Origin of the sequence: Streptomyces sp. NPDC058773, from assembly GCF_042746015.1 — a bacterium.
GTDB lineage: Bacteria > Actinomycetota > Actinomycetes > Streptomycetales > Streptomycetaceae > Streptomyces.
The window spans coordinates 18935-36821 of the sequence record NZ_JBHYPE010000008.1; the positions used below are offsets into that span (position 1 = coordinate 18935).

The 17887-nt window shown below is 71.8% G+C and carries 15 protein-coding genes; 14 read left to right on the forward strand and 1 reads right to left on the reverse strand.

The features are described from left to right. The first annotated feature begins 72 nt into the window (after nucleotides 1-72). Complete coding sequence (locus ACFW5B_RS09595; RefSeq protein ID WP_386435831.1) at nucleotides 73-1242, forward strand: cysteine desulfurase family protein; 1170 nt, start codon at nucleotides 73-75, stop codon at nucleotides 1240-1242. 110 nt (nucleotides 1243-1352) lie between these two features. Here ACFW5B_RS09595 and ACFW5B_RS09600 read toward each other — a convergent pair whose 3' ends face one another. Then, nucleotides 1353-2078, reverse strand: coding sequence for an N-acetylmuramoyl-L-alanine amidase (locus ACFW5B_RS09600; protein ID WP_386435834.1), 726 nt, complete (start codon nucleotides 2076-2078; stop codon nucleotides 1353-1355). 54 nt (nucleotides 2079-2132) lie between these two features. Between ACFW5B_RS09600 and mnmA the strand changes: the two genes are divergently transcribed. From mnmA to ACFW5B_RS09665, 13 genes are all read left to right on the forward strand, one after another. Continuing rightward, nucleotides 2133-3263, forward strand: coding sequence for a tRNA 2-thiouridine(34) synthase MnmA (gene mnmA, locus ACFW5B_RS09605; RefSeq protein WP_386435837.1), 1131 nt, complete (start codon nucleotides 2133-2135; stop codon nucleotides 3261-3263). A gap of 130 nt (nucleotides 3264-3393) precedes the next feature. Continuing rightward, the gene (locus ACFW5B_RS09610) at nucleotides 3394-4221 is read left to right on the forward strand and encodes a VC0807 family protein (RefSeq protein ID WP_386435840.1); all 828 of its coding nucleotides are present in this window, start codon (nucleotides 3394-3396) and stop codon (nucleotides 4219-4221) included. Nucleotides 4222-4660: 439 nt separating this feature from the next. After that, nucleotides 4661-6037, forward strand: coding sequence for an NADP-specific glutamate dehydrogenase (gene gdhA, locus ACFW5B_RS09615; protein WP_386435842.1), 1377 nt, complete (start codon nucleotides 4661-4663; stop codon nucleotides 6035-6037). Nucleotides 6038-6234: 197 nt separating this feature from the next. Further along, on the forward strand, nucleotides 6235-6777 hold the full coding sequence (locus ACFW5B_RS09620) for a TIGR00730 family Rossman fold protein (RefSeq protein ID WP_386435844.1): 543 nt from the start codon (nucleotides 6235-6237) through the stop codon (nucleotides 6775-6777). Between the two features lie 46 nt (nucleotides 6778-6823). Then, the gene (locus ACFW5B_RS09625) at nucleotides 6824-7513 is read left to right on the forward strand and encodes an SDR family oxidoreductase (RefSeq protein ID WP_386435847.1); all 690 of its coding nucleotides are present in this window, start codon (nucleotides 6824-6826) and stop codon (nucleotides 7511-7513) included. Nucleotides 7514-7662: 149 nt separating this feature from the next. Beyond that, complete coding sequence (locus ACFW5B_RS09630) at nucleotides 7663-8040, forward strand: MarR family winged helix-turn-helix transcriptional regulator (RefSeq protein WP_386436307.1); 378 nt, start codon at nucleotides 7663-7665, stop codon at nucleotides 8038-8040. Between the two features lie 170 nt (nucleotides 8041-8210). After that, nucleotides 8211-9611, forward strand: a complete 1401-nt coding sequence (locus ACFW5B_RS09635; protein WP_386435849.1) for an MFS transporter — start codon at nucleotides 8211-8213, stop codon at nucleotides 9609-9611. Nucleotides 9612-9763: 152 nt separating this feature from the next. Further along, nucleotides 9764-10777: a methionine synthase gene (locus ACFW5B_RS09640; protein WP_386435852.1), complete on the forward strand. Its 1014-nt coding sequence runs from the start codon at nucleotides 9764-9766 to the stop codon at nucleotides 10775-10777. 31 nt (nucleotides 10778-10808) lie between these two features. Then, nucleotides 10809-13025, forward strand: coding sequence for an NAD-dependent DNA ligase LigA (gene ligA / locus ACFW5B_RS09645; RefSeq protein WP_386435855.1), 2217 nt, complete (start codon nucleotides 10809-10811; stop codon nucleotides 13023-13025). A gap of 156 nt (nucleotides 13026-13181) precedes the next feature. Next, nucleotides 13182-15290, forward strand: coding sequence for a putative bifunctional diguanylate cyclase/phosphodiesterase (locus ACFW5B_RS09650; protein WP_386435858.1), 2109 nt, complete (start codon nucleotides 13182-13184; stop codon nucleotides 15288-15290). A gap of 546 nt (nucleotides 15291-15836) precedes the next feature. Then, a complete protein-coding gene (gatC, locus tag ACFW5B_RS09655) occupies nucleotides 15837-16133 on the forward strand; it encodes an Asp-tRNA(Asn)/Glu-tRNA(Gln) amidotransferase subunit GatC (RefSeq protein ID WP_189100097.1) in 297 nt (98 codons plus the stop codon). Between the two features lie 5 nt (nucleotides 16134-16138). Beyond that, nucleotides 16139-17632 carry an Asp-tRNA(Asn)/Glu-tRNA(Gln) amidotransferase subunit GatA gene (gatA, locus tag ACFW5B_RS09660; protein WP_386435862.1) on the forward strand — a complete coding sequence of 498 codons (1494 nt, stop codon included), beginning with the start codon at nucleotides 16139-16141 and terminating at the stop codon, nucleotides 17630-17632. A gap of 5 nt (nucleotides 17633-17637) precedes the next feature. Continuing rightward, nucleotides 17638-17871 carry a hypothetical protein gene (locus ACFW5B_RS09665; RefSeq protein WP_033266953.1) on the forward strand — a complete coding sequence of 78 codons (234 nt, stop codon included), beginning with the start codon at nucleotides 17638-17640 and terminating at the stop codon, nucleotides 17869-17871. Nucleotides 17872-17887: the final 16 nt, after the last annotated feature.

Here is a 17887-nt window from a genome sequence, read left to right on the forward strand (position 1 = left end):
TGTGTGGCGCTCCCGCGCGCGGTACATGCGCCCCCGGAGTCCGTCGCGCGGGCTCGTAGAATCGTGCGCACCATGGTTTACCTCGACCACGCCGCCACCACCCCGATGCTCCCGGAGGCGGTGCAGGCGATGACCGCCCAGCTGACCGTCACCGGCAATGCGTCCTCGCTGCACGCCGCCGGCCGGCGGGCCCGGCGTACCGTCGAGGAGGCGCGTGAATCGCTCGCCGCCTCGCTCGGCGCCCGGCCGAGCGAGATCGTCTTCACCGCGGGCGGCACCGAGGCCGACAACCTCGCGGTCAAGGGCCTGTACTGGGCGCGCCGGGCCGCCGACCCGGCCCGTACCCGCGTCCTCGCCAGCCCCGTCGAGCACCATGCGGTCCTCGACGCGGTGGAGTGGCTCGCCGAGCACGAGGGCGCCGAGGTCGAGTGGCTGCCGGTCGACAGCTACGGCCGGGTGCCCGCCGAGGCGCTGCGCACGGCGCTGGCCCGTAACCCCGCCGATGTCGCGCTCGCCACGGTCATGTGGGCCAACAACGAGATCGGCACGGTCCAGCCGGTGGCCGAACTCGCCGAGGTGGCCCGGGAGTTCGAGGTCCCGCTGCACGCCGACGCGGTGCAGGCCGTCGGTCAGCTGGAGGTCGACTTCGCCGCCTCCGGGCTCGCCGCGATGACGGTCTCCGGGCACAAGATCGGCGGCCCGTACGGGATCGGCGCGCTGCTGCTGGGCCGTGAGTACGCTCCGGTGCCGGTGCTGCACGGCGGCGGCCAGGAACGGCACGTCCGCTCCGGCACCCTCGACACCCCGGCCGTCGCCGCCTTCGCCGCCGCCGCCCGGCACGCCGTCGCACACCGCGCGGACTTCGCCCGCGACATCGGCGCGCTCCGCGACGACCTGGTCAAGGCCGTCCGCGCCGCCGCCCCGGACGCCGTCCTCGGCGGCGACCCGGACCCCGCAGGACGGCTCCCCGCCAACGCCCACTTCTCGTTCCCCGGCTGCGAGGGCGACTCCCTGCTGCTCCTGCTGGACGCCCAGGGCATCGCCTGCTCCACGGGCTCCGCCTGCACCGCCGGCGTCGCCCAGCCCAGCCATGTCCTGCTGGCCACCGGGATGTCCCCGGACCTCGCCCGGGGCACCCTGCGCTTCTCCCTGGGGCACACCTCCACCGCGGAGGACGTGGCCGCCCTGGCCGAGGCCATCGGCCCGGTAGTGGAACGGGCACGGAGCGCGGGCCTCAGCTAGGGCGACACGCCCTGGCGTCTCGTTCTCGCTTCCCCGGATCGCCCCGGGCCGGGCCCGGAACCTCCGACGGCCCTGAGGCGCGCCTCCCGACGCCACCGACGGCCCGCGCCTCAGGGCTTCCGTATGTGCGGGCTCGCCCCGGCCCCGGCCCGTACGGGCTTGTGCAGCTCGGCGCGTACCAGTCGCAGGTAGCGGTCCCAGTCCCAGTGCGGACCGGGATCGGTGTGATCGGTCCCCGGCACCTCCACATGGCCGACGACGTGCTCCCGGTCGGCCGGGAAGCCGTACCGGCGGCAGATCCCGGCGGTCAGCCGCGCCGACGACGCGTACATGGCCGCCGTGAACGACTCCGGCCGGTCCACGAAGCCCTCGTGCTCGATCCCCACGCTCCGCTCGTTGTAGCCGCGGTTGCCCGCGTGGAAGGCCACGTCCAGCTCGCGGATCAGCTGGGCGACATGGCCGTCCTTGCGGACGACATAGTGCGCGCCGGCCTCGTGCTCCGGGTCGCGGAAGACGTCCAGCGCGGTCGCGTAGCTGCCCTGGACGACATGGATGACCACCCGGTCGATGCCGTAGTCCGCCGGGCGGTCCGCCCGCCGGTAGTTCGCCGGGGACGCCGCGACCCACTGCGCGCCCCGGTGGTCCACCGCACCGGGCTTACGCGGCTTGTCGTTCCCGGGCAGCCGCCACCACCAGTGCGCCAGCACATCGCGCCCCGCGTACGCCGCGGCCCCGGCGGCCACCGCCCCACCGCCCCCGATCCACAGCGCCCGGCGCCGCGTGATCCCGGGCCGCGTCTCCTGGCCGCCGTCCTGCTCCCCGTCCCTCTTCCCCATGCGCTGCATAACGCTTTCGGCCCCGTCCGCGGTTCCGTCTACCCTGGACTCGCTATGACTGATGACGCCCCCCGCCGCCTCCGCGTGCTCGCCGCCATGTCCGGCGGCGTCGACTCCGCCGTTGCCGCCGCCCGCGCCGCCGAGGCCGGCCATGACGTGACCGGCGTGCATCTGGCGCTGTCCGAGAACCCCAAATCGTTCCGCACCGGCGCCCGCGGCTGCTGCACGATCGAGGACTCGCACGACGCCCGCCGTGCCGCCGACGTCATCGGCATCCCCTTCTACGTCTGGGACCTCGCCGAGCGCTTCCGTGCGGACGTCGTCGACGACTTCGTCGCGGAGTACGAGGCCGGGCGCACCCCGAACCCCTGCCTGCGCTGCAACGAGAAGATCAAGTTCGCCGCGCTCCTCGACAAGGCGCTGGCCCTGGGGTTCGACGCCGTCTGCACCGGCCACTACGCCACCGTCGTCCTGCGCGAGGACGGCACCCGCGAGCTGCACCGCGCCTCCGACATGGCCAAGGACCAGTCGTACGTCCTCGGTGTCCTCGACGACCGCCAGCTCGCGCACGCGATGTTCCCGCTCGGCGACACCCTCACCACCAAACCGGAGATCCGCGAAGAGGCCGCCCGCCGCGGGCTGTTCGTCGCCAAGAAGCCGGACAGCCACGACATCTGCTTCATCGCCGACGGCGATACCCAGGGCTTCCTGGCCAAGCGGCTCGGCACGGCGCCGGGCGACATCGTCGACGAGGACGGCAACCGCCTCGGTACGCACGAGGGCGCGTACGGCTTCACCATCGGCCAGCGCAAGGGCCTGCGCATCGGCCACCCCGCCCCCGACGGCAAGCCGCGCTACGTCCTCGACATCTCCCCGGTGGACAACACCGTCACCGTCGGCCCCGCCGCCTCCCTCGACGTCCGGGCGCTGACCGCGATCCGCCCCCGTTGGTGCGGCCGCCCCCCGACGGCCGGCCCCGCGACGTACACGGCCCAGCTCCGCGCGCACGGCGGCGAGACCGAGGTCACCGCCGAGCTGACCGGCGACGACGAGCTCCAGGTGACCTTCACCGAGCCGGTCCGCGGGGTGGCTCCCGGCCAGGCGATCGTCCTTTACGACGGCACCCGGGTGGTCGGCTCGGCCACCATCGCCACTACGGAGCGAGCGGCGCGAGCGGAGGCGTAGGGGGCTTCGCCCGGCCCGGGCCCGCCGATCTGACAAATGTCATGGTGAGGCCGGGATCTTTCCCACTGTTGCGGTCCACGGCTGTGCGCGAGGCTGAATGCATCGCAGGAAGCGAGCAGTTCACCGCAACATGGGGGAGTACGCCGTGCGCCGCAACCAGTCCGTGGCCGAGCCGGTAGCCGAGGGGGAGCCGGTAGCCGAGGGGGAGCGCGGCAATCCGCTGAAGAGCTTCGTGCCACTGATCGTGGACGCGGGCATTCCGATCGCCTCGTACTACCTCCTCCGCGACGGTTTCGCCTTCAGCACGGTGGCCGCGCTGGCCTGGAGCAGCGTGGTGCCCGCGCTGCGGACGGTATGGGGCCTGGTCAGCAGCCGCGGTGTCAACGGGCTCGCCCTGCTGATCCTGATCGTCAACGTGGTGGGCCTGGCGCTGAGCGCGGTGGCCGGCGATCCCCGGCTGATGATGGCCAAGGACAGCGGCGTGAGCAGCGTGATCGGCATCGCGATCCTGCTCTCCGTACCGACCGGGCGGCCGCTGATGACCGCGGGGCTCAAGCCGTGGGTCACCAAGGGGAGCGCGGCCGGCGAGGCCGCCTGGGACCGGCTGATGGCCGGCTCCGAGCGGTTCCGGCGGGCCGAGCGGCGGTTCTCGGCGGTATGGGGGGCGGCACTGCTGACCGAGTGCGTGCTCAAGGTCATCGGCGCCTACACCGTGCCGGTGGACACCATGGTCTGGCTCGGCACGGTACTGACGGTGGTGGCCATCCTGGCGGCCATGGTCATCGCCGGGGGCAGCAGCGCCGACCCGATGGCGAAGATGGTGGAGGCCGAGACAGGGACCCAGGCCGAGACAGGGACCCAGGCCGAGACGGGGACCAAGGCAGGGGCCGGGAGCGAGGCCGGGGTGGACTCGGGGGCGGGCGCGCCCGCTGTTGTGGTGGCGGGGGCGGAAGGCTGAGGAATGGCCGGCCGCCGCGGCGTCGGACGCGGTGGCGCAGCACCCGGGTGCCCTGGTGGGGCCCGGGTGCCGCGGCGTGTGCGCCATGAGGTATGTGGGACGCGCAAAGACGCTGGTCAACTGTGAGGTCCCGCACAGCCCGCGGGGCGGAAAACCGGTGCGCGGCGGCCGTCAACGATGCGCTGACCTGCGGGCTTGGGGTGGGCGGGACCGCACGGGAGGAGTCGGACGATTGCGTGCGGGGGCGACGTGTCGTATATCCCACAGTCGATCGGCGGGGTGTCGCCAAATAGGGTCGGGAAAGCGACGGGACGTCAGCGCCGCCCTGATGAGAAATGGTGACGACAATGACCGACAAGGAGTTGTAGGCCTTGTGAGGGCTCATCAGGTTCCGGACTGCGGGCGGCCTTTCCGCGGCCACGAAAGGGAACGGAAGTCAATGTCGACTGTTCAATCTCAGCTCAAGCCCGGCGTTCATTCGACCGGGCCGGCATCGCTGTACGCGGAGCTGGTCCGACGGAATCCCGGGGAGCCCGAGTTCCATCAGGCGGCACTCGAGGTGCTGGAGACGCTGGCCCCGGTGCTGGCGGCCCGCCCGGAGTTCGCCGAGGCCAAGATCCTGGAGCGGATCTGTGAGCCGGAACGGCAGATCATGTTCCGGGTCCCCTGGCAGGACGATTCCGGGGCGATTCACGTCAACCGCGGTTTCCGGGTGGAATTCAACAGCGCGCTCGGTCCGTACAAGGGCGGTCTGCGTTTCCGCTCGTCCGTGAATCTGGGGATCGTCAAGTTCCTCGGCTTCGAACAAATCTTCAAGAATTCCCTTACCGGGCTGAACATCGGCGGCGGCAAGGGCGGCAGCGATTTCGATCCGCACGGTAAGTCGGATGCCGAAGTCATGCGATTCTGCCAGTCGTTCATGACGGAGCTGCACCGTCATCTCGGCGAGCACACGGACGTACCGGCCGGCGATATCGGCGTCGGCGGCCGGGAGATCGGCTTTCTCTTCGGCCAGTACCGGCGGATCACCAACCGCTGGGAGGCCGGTGTGCTCACCGGCAAGGGACTGTCCTGGGGCGGCTCCAAGGCCCGTACGGAGGCCACCGGTTACGGCAATGTGCTCTTCACCGAGGAGATGCTCAAGCAGCGCGGCGAGGAGCTGGACGGGCAGCAGGTGGTGGTCTCCGGGTCCGGCAATGTCGCGATCTACACCATCGAGAAGGCCCAGGCGCTCGGCGCCAACGTGCTGACCTGCTCGGACTCCGGCGGCTATGTCGTCGACGAGAAGGGCATCGACCTGGATCTTCTGCGGCAGATCAAGGAGGTCGAGCGCGGCCGGATCAGCGCGTACGCGGAGCGGCGCGGGGTGTCGGCCACCTATGTGCCCGGCGGGCGGGTGTGGGACGTCGCCTGCGATGTGGCGCTGCCGTCGGCGACCCAGAACGAGCTGGACGCGGACGCCGCCCGGATCCTGGTGCGCAACGGCGTCAAGGCGGTCTCCGAGGGCGCCAACATGCCGACCACGCCGGAGGCGGTGACGCTCCTCAAGTCGGCCGGTGTGGCCTTCGGCCCCGGTAAGGCCGCCAACGCGGGCGGTGTGGCGACCAGTGCGCTGGAGATGCGGCAGAACTCCTCGCGCGAGTCCTGGGCCTTCGAGCGTACGGAGGGTGAGCTCGCGACGATCATGCGCGCCATCCACCACCGCTGCTACGAGACCGCGGAGCGCTTCGGGCTGCCCGGCGACTACGTCGCGGGCGCCAACATCGCCGGCTTCGAGCGGGTCGCGGACGCGATGCTGGACCAGGGCCTGATCTGACCCGGAGGGCAGGGGCGGGCGAGCGCGCCACGGGGGCGCCGCCCGGAGCCGCGGCCTCGGCCGGTCGCCCGCCCCGCCCGACGGCCTCGACGGTCGCCGCCGCCCGTTCCCGCCCGACGGCTCGACCGCCCGCCCCGCCCCGTACCGGCCCCCCACCAGCAGCGCGGCGTCCGTCCGGCCACTCGTAAGGTGACCGCATGAATATCTGCGTCTTCTGCTCCGCCGCCGATCTCGACGACCGCTATGTCACCCCGGCCCGCGAGTTCGCCGAGCTGATCGGCCGGGGCGGGCATGCGCTGGTGTGGGGCGGTTCGGACACCGGCCTGATGAAGGTCATGGCCGACGGGGTGCAGGAGGCCGGCGGAAAGCTGATCGGCGTCTCCGTCGAGTTCCTGGAACACAAGGCGCGCGCCGGCGCCGACGAGATGATCGTCACCAAGGACCTCGCCGAGCGGAAGGCGCAGATGCTGGTGCGCGCCGACGCCGTCGTCATCATGGTCGGCGGGACCGGCACCCTCGACGAGGCCACCGAGATCCTGGAGCTGCGCAAGCACGGGATGCACAGCAAGCCCGTGGTGCTGCTCAACACCGCAGGCTTCTACGACGGGTTGCAGCAGCAGTTCCAGCGGATGGAGGCGGAGGGCTTTCTGCCGCTTCCCCTCACCGACCTGGTCTTCTTCGCGCAGGACGGCGTCGGCGCGCTGGCCTACCTGGAGGAGAAGGCGGGCATCCAGGCCTGAGCCGCCGAGCCCCGCGTGCGCCGCCCCGCTCGTTAGGATCGGGCCCATGGGTACGCACTTGATCACGGGCGCAGGGTCGGGCATCGGAGCGGCGGTCGCACGGCGGCTCGCGGACCGCGGGGAGGACCTGTGGCTGCTGGCGCGCAACGCGGTCCGGGCCAAGGAGCTGGCCGCGCAGTTCCCCGGCGCCCGCACACTCGTCGGTGATCTCGCCAACCCCGAGAAGCTGTCCTGGGCCTTCGGCCAGCAGCCGCTGCCGGACCGGATCGACTCCCTGGTGCACAGCGCGGGCGTGATCGAGCTGGGCGCGGTCGGCGATCTGCCGGCCAAGTCCTGGCAGCGGCAGCTCGCCGCCAACCTGGTCGCCCCCGCCGAACTCACCCGGCTGTTGCTGCCGCTGGTACGGGTCGCCGAGGGGCATGTCGTCTTCGTGAACTCCGGTGCCGGGCTGAGCGCGCGGGCCCAGTGGGGTGCGTACGCGGCGACCAAGCACGGTCTGAAGGCGCTGGCCGACGCGCTGCGGGCGGAGGAGCACGACAACGGGGTGCGGGTCACGTCGGTCTACCCGGGGCGTACCGCCACGCCCATGCAGGAGAGCACCCACCAGCAGGAGGGCAAGGAGTACGACCCGTCCCGCTGGATCGACCCGGAGTCGGTCGCGACGGCCATCCTCACGGCCATCGATCTGCCGCGGGACGCCGAGATCAACGATGTGTCGGTACGGCCCGGACGCTGACCGCCGGGGCCGCGCCCCGCTCGTGGCTGACCCCGGCCGTCGTACGCGCACCGCTGCTTTCCGCCGCGGCGACGTACGCTTCATGAGTGACCATTGAAGCGAAGTCGACCGCGGCGGCGGGGTGCGGGTTCCGGGAGATCCGGGGGCTCGTGACGGAGCTGAGCCGGCGGCTCGACGCCCATCAGCGCGGCCGGATCGCCGAGCTCGATCTGACGCCGACGCAGGCCAAGGCGCTGGAGGAGCTCGGCGAGCCGAAGACGGCGCGGGAGCTGGCCGCGGTGCTGTGCTGCGAGCCACCGAATGTCACCTACGTCATCTCCAAGCTGGAGAAGCAGGGCATGGTCGTGCGCCGGCCGCACCCCCTGGACGGCCGGGCCAAGCAGCTCGTACTCACCGAGGCGGGACGGGAGTTGCGGCTCGGTCTGCTGCGGCGGATGGGCACCGCCTCCCCGCTCGACCATCTCTCGCACGAGGAGCGGGCCGCGCTCCGCGATGACCTGCTGAAGGCACTGGGGCGGGGCGACTGACCCTCGCTGAGCACGGCTGACCGCCGGCGGGCGCCCACGACGCCGCCAAAGACACCGCCGGGGCCCCGGGACGCACATCGCGTTCCGGGGCCCCGGCGGTTTCGTATGCGTTCAGTAAAGTTATAGCTGTAACCATTGTTGCGGAGATGGATACAGCTTTAACTAAATCCATGATCACTGAGAAGTATGTGCCGCAGGTGTCGGTGCGTGAGGCCCCCTCGCCGGGCCGCCCCCGCCCCGGCCTCCAACTCCTCGTGCTGGCCCTCGGGTTCGTGATGGCGAGCCTGGACACCGGCATCATGAACGTCGCCGGGAACGATCTGCGGGCCCGGCTCGGGCTGACCATGTCCGGTCTCACCTGGGTCGTCGACGGCTATGTCCTGGCCTTCGCCGCGCTGCTGCTGCTCGCCGGCTCGCTGGCGAAGCGGTTCGGGGCCCGCCGGATCTATCTCGTCGGGCTCGCCGTCTTCACCGCCGCGTCCCTGCTGGGCGCCGTCGCGCCGGACGGTGCCGTCCTGGTGGCGGCCCGCTTCGTCCAGGGGGCCGGCGCGGCGCTGTTCATGCCCAGCTCGCTGTCGCTGCTGATGCACGCCTTCCCCGAACCGGCGCGCCGGACGAAGGTCCTCGGTATCTGGTCGGCGATCGTCTCCACCTCCGTGGGACTGGCGCCGGCCATCGGCGGTGTCCTGGTCGGCACGCTCGGCTGGCGCTCCATCTTTCTCGTCAACCTCCCCATCGGGCTGGCCGGGTTGCTGCTGGCCCGGCGGGTGATCGCGGCGGTCCCGGCCCGTGGTCCGGCGCTCGGCGGCGTCGGGCACGTCCTGGGTCTGCTGGCCCTCGGGGCGCTGAGTTACGGGCTCATCGAAGGGCCCGGAACAGGATGGTCTGCGCCGTTCGTCCTGGGAGCGTTCGCGGTCGCGGCGGTCGCGCTGGCCGGATTCCTGGTCCGTGAACGGACCGCCCGTACGCCGGTCCTGCCGGCCCCGCTCTTCGCGGACCCCGGTTTCGCCGCGGCCAATGTGGTCGGCTTCCTCTTCAACTTCGCCTTCTACGGGGCGCTGTTCGTCCTCGGCCTCTTCCTGCAGACCGCGCGCGGCGCGAGTCCCGTGACGGCGGGGCTGCAGATGCTGCCGGCCGTCTTGGTCATCCCTCTCGGCAACGTCCTCTACGCCCGGTTCGGACTGCGGACCGGCAACCGGGCCGCGCTCACCGCCTCCCTGGCGCTCTCCGCCGCGGGCTACGCCCTGCTGTTCCTGACCCTCGCGCCCGGTCTGCCGTACTGGGTGCTCGCCGTGGTGCTCGCGGTCACCAACACCGGCAGCGGGGTCAGCTCCCCGGCGATGACCGGTGTCCTGATGGCGGCCGCGGGCCGCGAGCACGCCGACATCGGCAGCGCGACCCTCAACGCCAACCGCCAGATCGGCTCCCTGGTGGGCATCGCCGGCATGGGCGCGGTACTGACGGGCACCGGCGGCGGCCACCGGGGCGCGGCGTGCGCCTTCGCCCTGGCGGCGGGCGCGCTGGCCGTCGCCGCGGTGGCCGGCCGGGTGGGCCTGCGCACCAGGAAGTGAGCGGCGTCCACCGCCCGTCGTACGGGACGTACCCGGCGAGGTGAGGCCCACGCCCGCGCGCCACCCGCGCACGCCCTGCCGGCGTACCCCGAGCATCCCGCCCCGCCCACCTGCCCCACCCCGCCCCGCGCACCGGCGCATACCCTTCCAGGGTGAGCGAGAACAGCACGCAGAAGTGGACCGCGGGCGCGGCGACCGGGATCGGATCGATGCCGGGCGGTGACGCGCGGGAGGCGGCCAAGACCGTCACCGGATCGCTGGAGACCTTCCCGTATCTGCCGGAGCTGCCCGCCCGGGGGCCCGGCGCCGACATGATCGGCCGGACCCTCGGGATGCTGGTCGAGGTCTTCGGCCATGTGGAGCCCAGCGGCTGGCGGATCAGCGACCGGCCGGGCCGGGACACCCGGCGGGCGCACTCCTGGCTGGGGGAGGACCTCGACGCCCTGGAGGAGTTCACCCAGGGGTACGAGGGCGCGCTGAAGGTCTCCGCGGTCGGCCCGTGGACCCTGGCCGCCGCCCTGGAGCTGCGCAACGGCGAGGCGGCGCTCTCCGACGCCGGCGCCTGCCGGGACCTCGCCGCATCCCTGGCGGAGGGGCTGCGCGGCCACCTCGCGGACGTACGGCGGCGGGTCCCGGGGGCCAGGGTCGTGCTCCAGCTCGACGAACCGTCGTTGACGGCGGTGCTCCAGGGCCGGGTAAAGACGGCGAGCGGATACCGCACCCACCGGGCGGTGGACCGGGCGGTCGTCGAGAGCGCGCTGCGTGATCTCGTCGGGGTGGCGGAGGGCGGCCCCGTGGTCGTCCACTCGTGCGCGCCCGAGGTGCCCTTCGGACTGCTGCGGCGGGCCGGCGTCACGGGCGTCTCGTTCGATTTCTCGCTGCTCACCGAGCGTGAGGAGGAGACGATCGGGGAGGCCGTCGAGGGCGGTACCACGCTGTTCGCGGGCGTGGTGCCGGGCGTGGACGGCCGATTGTCAGACCCTGCCGGTAGCGTCATGGGGGTCAGGACGCTGTGGCGCAGGCTGGGGCTGGCGCCGGGGACTCTCAGCGAGTCCGTGGTCATCACCCCGTCGTGCGGTCTGGCGGGCGCTTCGCCCGCTTATGCCCGCTCCGCTCTCGCCCACTGCGTCCGGGCGGCGAGATCACTCGCAGACAACCCTGAGTGACCGCACTCAAGGACATCGGGAGGACAAGACGGTGGCTGGCGAACAGCACGCAGCGGCATCCGAGGTGCCCGCGGCGGCGCGGGAGGAGCACGCGCAGCTCGCTGAGCAGATCGAGGAGCATCGCTTCCGGTATTACGTGAAGGACGCCCCGGTCGTCAGCGACGCGGAGTTCGACCGGCTGCTGCGCTCCCTGGAGGCCCTGGAGAACGAGCACCCCGAGCTGCGCACCCCCGACTCCCCGACCCAGAAGGTCGCCGGGGCCTACGCCACGGAGTTCACCGAGGTCGAGCACCGCGAACGGATGCTCTCGCTCGACAACGCCTTCGACAACGAGGAGTTGGCGGGCTGGGCCGAGCGGATCGCCGGTGAGCTGGGCGGCGATCCCAAGAGCGCCAAGTACCACTTCCTGTGCGAGCTGAAGGTCGACGGTCTCGCCGTCAACCTCACCTACGAGCAGGGCCGGCTGACCCGCGCCGCCACCCGCGGCGACGGCCGTACGGGCGAGGACATCACCCCCAACGTCCGTACGATCGCCGAGATCCCGCACCGCCTCAAGGGCGACCGCATCCCGGACCTGGTCGAGGTGCGCGGCGAGGTCTACTTCCCGATGGAGAAGTTCCTCGAACTCAACGAGCGGCTGGTCGCCGACGGCAAACCGCCGTTCGCCAACCCCCGTAACGCCGCGGCCGGTTCGCTGCGCCAGAAGGACCCCAAGGTCACCGCCACCCGCCCGCTGCACATGGTCGTCCACGGCCTCGGCGCCCGCGAAGGCCTGGAGATCGACCGCCAGTCGGAGGCCTACGACCTGCTCAAGGAGTGGGGCCTGCCGACCGCCGCACACAACCGGGTCGTCGACTCCCTGGAAGCCGTACGGGAGTTCATCGACCACTACGGCGACGCCGAGCGGCGCCGTACGGCCGTCGAGCACGAGATCGACGGCGTCGTGGTCAAGCTGGACGAGATCCGGCTCCAGGGACGGCTGGGCTCGACCTCGCGGGCGCCGCGCTGGGCGATCGCCTGGAAGTACCCGCCGGAGGAGGTCAACACCAAGCTCGTCGACATCCGCGTCGGCGTCGGCCGTACGGGCCGGGTCACGCCGTATGCCGTGGTCGAGCCGGTGACCGTGGCCGGGTCCGAGGTGGAGTTCGCCACCCTGCACAACCAGGACGTGGTCAAGGCCAAGGGCGTGCTGATCGGGGACACCGTCGTGATCCGCAAGGCGGGCGATGTCATCCCGGAGATCCTGGGGCCGGTCGTGGATCTGCGGGACGGCGGCGAGCGGGAGTTCGTGATGCCGGCCGAGTGCCCCGAGTGCGGGACGGCGCTGCAGCCCGCCAAGGAGGGCGATATCGACCTGCGGTGCCCCAACGCCCGCTCCTGCCCCGCCCAGATCCGTGAGCGGCTGTTCTACCTCGCCGGCCGCAAATGCCTCGATATCGAGAACTTCGGTTATGTCGCGGCGACGGCACTCAGCCAGCCGCTGGAGCCCGCAGAGCCTCCGCTGAAGGACGAAGGAGATCTTTTCGGCCTTTCCATCGAACAGCTGCTGCCCATCAAGTCCTATGTCCTCGACCCGGATTCCGGTCTTCCCAAGCGTGACCCGAAGACGGGCGAGGAGAAGGTCGTCACCTTCTTCGCCAACCAGAAGGGCGAGCCGAAGAAGAACGCCCTGGCCATGCTGGAGAACATCCAGGCGGCCAAGGCACGCCCGCTGGCCCGGGTCATCACCGGGCTGTCGATCCGGCACGTGGGCCCGGTCGCGGCCGAGGCGCTGGCCCGGGAGTTCCGCTCGATCGACCGCATCCGGGAGGCGGACGAGACGGAGCTGGCCGCCGTCGACGGCGTCGGGGCCACCATCGCCGCCTCGTTGAAGCAGTGGTTCGCCGTGGACTGGCACCAGCAGATCATCGAGAGCTGGCGGGCCGCGGGTGTCCGGATGGAGGAGGAGCAAACGGGCGAGGAGGGCCCGCGGCCGCTGGAAGGCGTCACCGTCGTCGTAACGGGCACACTTCAGTCACACACCAGAGATGGCGCGAAAGAGGCCCTCCAGAACCTCGGAGCGAAGGTGACCGGTTCTGTTTCGAAGAAGACCGGATTCGTAGTGGTGGGCGACAACCCTGGTTCGAAGTACGACAAGGCCATGCAGTTGAAGGTCCCCGTGTTGGACGATGATGGCTTCGCGGTGCTGCTGGAGCAGGGTCCTGACGCAGCGCGAGCGGTAGCGGTCACTCCACCTGAGGAGGAGTGAGGTGTCACCTCATCGGCGCATACCAGATTGATCCGCGACGCCGGGTCGCATTCGGGCAACCGTCGTCGATCGCTGCCCGTCGCGGCCTTCCGCGGCCTACTGTTGAGGAGTGCGCCTGCCGTGGCGCGGGCACAGCCGGCTGTGAGAGGGATCGGAATGAAACCGACCGACAGTGCCGCTCCGGCGTCGCGGCTGCGGCGGCTCGTCGTGCCCGCGCTGCCCGCAACCATCGTCACCGTGGCGGGCCTCGCGCTCGCCGCGGGCGTCATCGTGACCCTCGGCCAGGGTGACGCACTGTTCCCGGGCGGCTCCGTGGGCTGGTCGCTGGCGATCCTCACCGGCATCATCGTCGGCCATCTGGTCGCCCTCGGCCGGGACCGCTGGTGGGGCGGCACGGGCTCCGGCGCCGCCCTCGCCCTCGCCGTCCTGCTGCTGTACGGCTGGGTGCCCGCCGTCCTCGTCAGCCTCTCCGTGGTCGTTCTGGTCGGGGCCGCCCGGCGGCACCGCTGGCGACAGGCCGTGGTGCACGGTGCCGTGGACATCCTCGGCCTCGGCACCGCGGCGCTCGGCCTCGCCGCGTTCGGCGTGGCCTCCAGCGTCCGCCACCCCTGGGCCCCGCCGGCCTGGAACCTCGCCGTCCTTCCCGAAGTCGTCGTCACCGCCGCCGGCTACCTCTTCGTCAGCCGCGGCCTGCTCTGGGTCAGCCTCACCCCGCGCACCGGCCAGCTGCCCGCCATCCCCCGAACGGCCGTGTTCCGGCAGGCGCTTGTCGGTATCGCCCTGCTCGGCATCTCCCCGCTGATCGCCGTCTGCGCCGTCCACGCCCCCCTGTTGCTGCCGCTGTTCGCGGTCCCGCTCATCGCGCTGGACTCCACGCTCTGGATAGCCCGCGCCCGTGCCGAGGAGCAGCTGCGCGACCCGCTCACCGGCCTGCCCAACCGCCAGTGGCTGCTGGAGCGCACCTGGACCGCGCTGGACGACGCCGAGCGCGTCAGCACCCGCTCGGCGCTGGTCCTCATCGACCTGGACCGCTTCCGCTCCGTCAACGACACCCTCGGCCACCTCGCCGGCGACCGCCTGCTGCTCCAGATCGCCGAGCGCCTGCGGCACGCCCTCCCGCGGGGTGCCGAGGCGGCCCGGCTAGGCGGCGACGAGTTCGCCGTCCTGCTGCCCACCACCGACTCCCTCACCAGCTCCCAGCGGGCGGCCCGCAATCTCGTCGCCGCCCTCGGCTCCCCGCTGGACCTCGACGGACTCACCCTCGTCCTCGAAGCCAGCGCGGGGGTCGCCGTCTTCCCCGACCACGCCCTCGACGCCGAGGGGCTGCTGCGCCGCGCCGATGTGGCGATGTACCAGGCCAAGCGCGACCGGAGCGGCGTCGAGCTCTACGAGGCCAAGCGGGACGGCAACACCCCCGACCGGCTGGGCCTGTTGGGCGATCTGCGCCGCGCCCTGGACGCCGGCGACGTCGAGCTGCACTACCAGCCCAAGGTCGGCTTCGACGGACATGTCGCCGGACTGGAGGCGCTGGTCCGCTGGGTGCACCCGGACCGCGGCCGGGTGCCACCGGACGAGTTCATCGCCATCGCCGAGTCCTCCGGGCTGATGCCCCGGCTGACCGAGTACGTCCTGGAGACCGCGCTCGCCCAGGTGGCGCGCTGGCGGGGGATGGGCCTGGAGGTCCCGGTCGCCGTCAATGTCTCGCCGCGCGATGTGCACTCCCCGGGCTTCGCCGGTGCCGTCGCCGCGCGGCTCGCCCGGCACCGCGTCCCACCGGGCGCCCTCCAACTGGAGATAACCGAGCATGTCCTCCTGGAGGACCCGCAGCGGGCCGCCGACACCCTCGCCGGGCTCACCGCGCACGGCGTCAAGATGTCCCTCGACGACTTCGGCACCGGCTACTCCTCTCTCGTCCACCTGAGACGGCTCCCGGTCAGCGAGCTCAAGATCGACCGCTCGTTCGTGGCCCGGCTGGCCGTCGACACCGAGGACGCGGAGATCGTCCGCTGCACCCTCGACCTCGCCCACTCCCTCGGCCTCCTGGTCGTCGCGGAGGGCGTCGAGGACGACGAGACCTGGGAGCGGCTGCGCGACCTCGGCTGCGACGCCGTACAGGGCTGGCTGGTGGCCGCGGCGATGCCACCGGACGAAACCACTGCCTGGCTGAGAGCCCGCGGAGAGCGCGGCTGGCAGCGCGAATCGGAGACGGCCGCGCCGGCGGCGGAGAAGGGCGCCGAGCGCCCTTCCGGACAGGTCCTGAACTGACCCGGCCACCGGCCGTCCCATGTCCCCGCTCCGAAGAACCCGCCCAGCAGGCCCCGGCCCAGGCCGGTCGTGACGACGAGATCGACGACGGGAACGGCGACGGGAACGGCGCCGCGACCGAAGACGAGGACGAGCCGGCCCGGCCCGGCGCGTCCGACGCGTCCGAGGCGCACGACCCGTCCGAACCGCCCGGCGAGCCCGCCCCGCCCGGCGAGCCCCCCGCAGCCCCAGCGCCCCCGGAAGCAACCGACGACCCCGCCGAACCGGAGACGCCCTAGCCGGCCGCCGCGCGCCTCCGGCCCCGCCGCGGCGCTCCCAGGCGCGCGCCTCCCGGCCCGCCGCCGCGCCCGCCGCCGCGCGTCCCGCCGGCCCGTCGGAACGGTCCGTGCCCGGCGCTCGCGGCGGCCCCCGGCTAAACGGTTTCGCGGCAGCTCTTGCGTACGCCATAGGATTGGGCCGGAAAAGTTCACAGGAGCATTCGCCGAGAAGACTCCGCCTGGACATTCCGCCCGGAACACTCCGCCAAGAACACCAGAGGATCGCTGCATGCCTGGCATCACGCGCGAGGAGGTCGCTCACCTCGCCCGGCTGGCACGTCTGGAGCTGCAGGCCGAAGAGCTCGACCACTTCGCCGGACAGCTCGACGACATCATCGGCGCGGTCGCCCGCGTCTCCGAGGTCGCCGATCAAGACGTCCCGCCGACCTCCCACCCGCTGCCCCTGACCAACGTCATGCGGCCGGACGAGGTCCGTCCGTCGCTGACCCCCGAGCAGGCGCTGTCCGGCGCCCCGGCCCAGGAGCAGCAGCGTTTCAAGGTGCCGCAGATCCTGGGGGAGGAGTGACCGACATGGCAGACCTGATCAAGCTCACCGCCGCCGAGATCGCGGCGAAGATCGCCGCCGGCGAGCTCACCGCCGTCGAGGTGACCGAGGCCCACCTGGCCCGCATCGAGGCCGTCGACGAGAAGGTGCACGCCTTCCTGCACGTCGACCGCGAGGGCGCGCTGGCCCAGGCCCGTGCCGTCGACGAGAAGAAGGCCCGCGGCGAGAAGCTCGGCCCGCTGGCCGGTGTCCCGCTCGCGCTCAAGGACATCTTCACGACGGAGGGCATTCCCACCACCGTCGGCTCGAAGATCCTCGAAGGCTGGCTGCCGCCGTACGACGCGACGCTGACCAAGAAGCTCAAGGCCGCCGACGTCGTCATCCTCGGCAAGACCAACATGGACGAGTTCGCCATGGGGTCGTCGACGGAGAACAGCGCCTACGGGCCGACCGGCAACCCCTGGGACCTCACCAAGATCCCCGGCGGCTCCGGCGGTGGCTCCAGCGCCGCCCTCGCCTCCTACGAGGCCCCGCTCGCCATCGGCACGGACACCGGCGGTTCCATCCGCCAGCCCGCGTCCGTCACCGGCACGGTCGGCGTCAAGCCCACCTACGGCGGCGTCTCCCGCTACGGCATGGTCGCCTTCTCCAGCTCCCTCGACCAGGGCGGTCCCTGCGCCCGTACGGTGCTGGACGCCGCGCTGCTCCACGAGGTCATCGCCGGGCACGACCCGCTGGACTCCACCTCCATCGACGCGCCGGTCCCGCCGGTCGTCGAGGCGGCCCGCAACGGCAGCGTCGCGGGCATGCGCGTCGGCGTCGTCAAGCAGTTCCGCGGCGAGGGCTACCAGGCCGGTGTCATCCAGCGCTTCGATGAGTCGGTCGCGCTGATGAAGGAGCTGGGCGCCGAGATCGTCGAGCTGGACTGCCCGTCCTTCGACCTCGCGCTGTCCGCGTACTACCTCATCGCGCCCTCGGAGTGCTCCTCCAACCTGGCCCGCTTCGACGCCATGCGCTACGGCCTGCGGGTCGGCGACGACGGCACCAAGTCCGCCGAGGACGTCACCGCCCTGACCCGTGAGGCCGGCTTCGGCCCCGAGGTCAAGCGGCGGATCATGCTCGGCACGTACGCGCTCAGCTCCGGCTACTACGACGCGTACTACGGCTCCGCCCAGAAGGTGCGGACGCTGATCACCCGCGACTTCGAGAAGGCCTTCGAACAGGTCGACGTGATCGTTTCGCCGACCACGCCGACCACCGCCTTCCCGATCGGCGAGCGCGCCGACGACCCGATGGCGATGTACCTCGCCGACCTGTGCACGATCCCCACCAACCTGGCAGGCAACGCGGCCATGTCGCTGCCCTGTGGCCTGGCCCCCGAGGACGGGCTGCCGGTGGGCCTGCAGATCATCGCCCCTGCCATGGCCGACGACCGGCTCTACAAGGTCGGTGCCGCGGTCGAGGCCGCGTTCACCGCCAAGTGGGGCCATCCGCTGCTAGAGGAGGCACCTGCACTGTGACCGCCATGACCAAGAAGGCCAAGAACTTCAAGAAGTCCAAGTCCGGTCTGTACCTGTCGATCGGCAGCACCGCGTTCGGCGCCATCAGCGTCGCCAAGCAGGCCAAGCTGGCCCGCAAGGAGAACGACACGCTCCGCCTGATCGATGCCGCCGTTTCGGCCGCGGCGATCGTCACCGGCCTGGCGATCCTCTACCGCGAACTGAAGCGCCTGGGCGACGACGACGTCCTGCTGGGCTGAGAGGGAAAGTTTCACC

Coding starts and splice junctions, on each gene's coding strand:
- ACFW5B_RS09635 (WP_386435849.1), top strand. CDS start 8,211: ATGATCACTGAGAAGTATGTGCCGCAGGTGTCGGTGCGTGAGGCCCCC.
- ACFW5B_RS09620 (WP_386435844.1), top strand. CDS start 6,235: ATGAATATCTGCGTCTTCTGCTCCGCCGCCGATCTCGACGACCGCTAT.
- ACFW5B_RS09625 (WP_386435847.1), top strand. CDS start 6,824: ATGGGTACGCACTTGATCACGGGCGCAGGGTCGGGCATCGGAGCGGCG.
- gdhA (WP_386435842.1), top strand. CDS start 4,661: ATGTCGACTGTTCAATCTCAGCTCAAGCCCGGCGTTCATTCGACCGGG.
- ACFW5B_RS09610 (WP_386435840.1), top strand. CDS start 3,394: ATGGGGGAGTACGCCGTGCGCCGCAACCAGTCCGTGGCCGAGCCGGTA.
- ACFW5B_RS09600 (WP_386435834.1), bottom strand. CDS start 2,078: ATGGGGAAGAGGGACGGGGAGCAGGACGGCGGCCAGGAGACGCGGCCC.
- gatA (WP_386435862.1), top strand. CDS start 16,139: ATGGCAGACCTGATCAAGCTCACCGCCGCCGAGATCGCGGCGAAGATC.
- ACFW5B_RS09595 (WP_386435831.1), top strand. CDS start 73: ATGGTTTACCTCGACCACGCCGCCACCACCCCGATGCTCCCGGAGGCG.
- mnmA (WP_386435837.1), top strand. CDS start 2,133: ATGACTGATGACGCCCCCCGCCGCCTCCGCGTGCTCGCCGCCATGTCC.
- gatC (WP_189100097.1), top strand. CDS start 15,837: ATGCCTGGCATCACGCGCGAGGAGGTCGCTCACCTCGCCCGGCTGGCA.
- ACFW5B_RS09650 (WP_386435858.1), top strand. CDS start 13,182: ATGAAACCGACCGACAGTGCCGCTCCGGCGTCGCGGCTGCGGCGGCTC.
- ACFW5B_RS09665 (WP_033266953.1), top strand. CDS start 17,638: ATGACCAAGAAGGCCAAGAACTTCAAGAAGTCCAAGTCCGGTCTGTAC.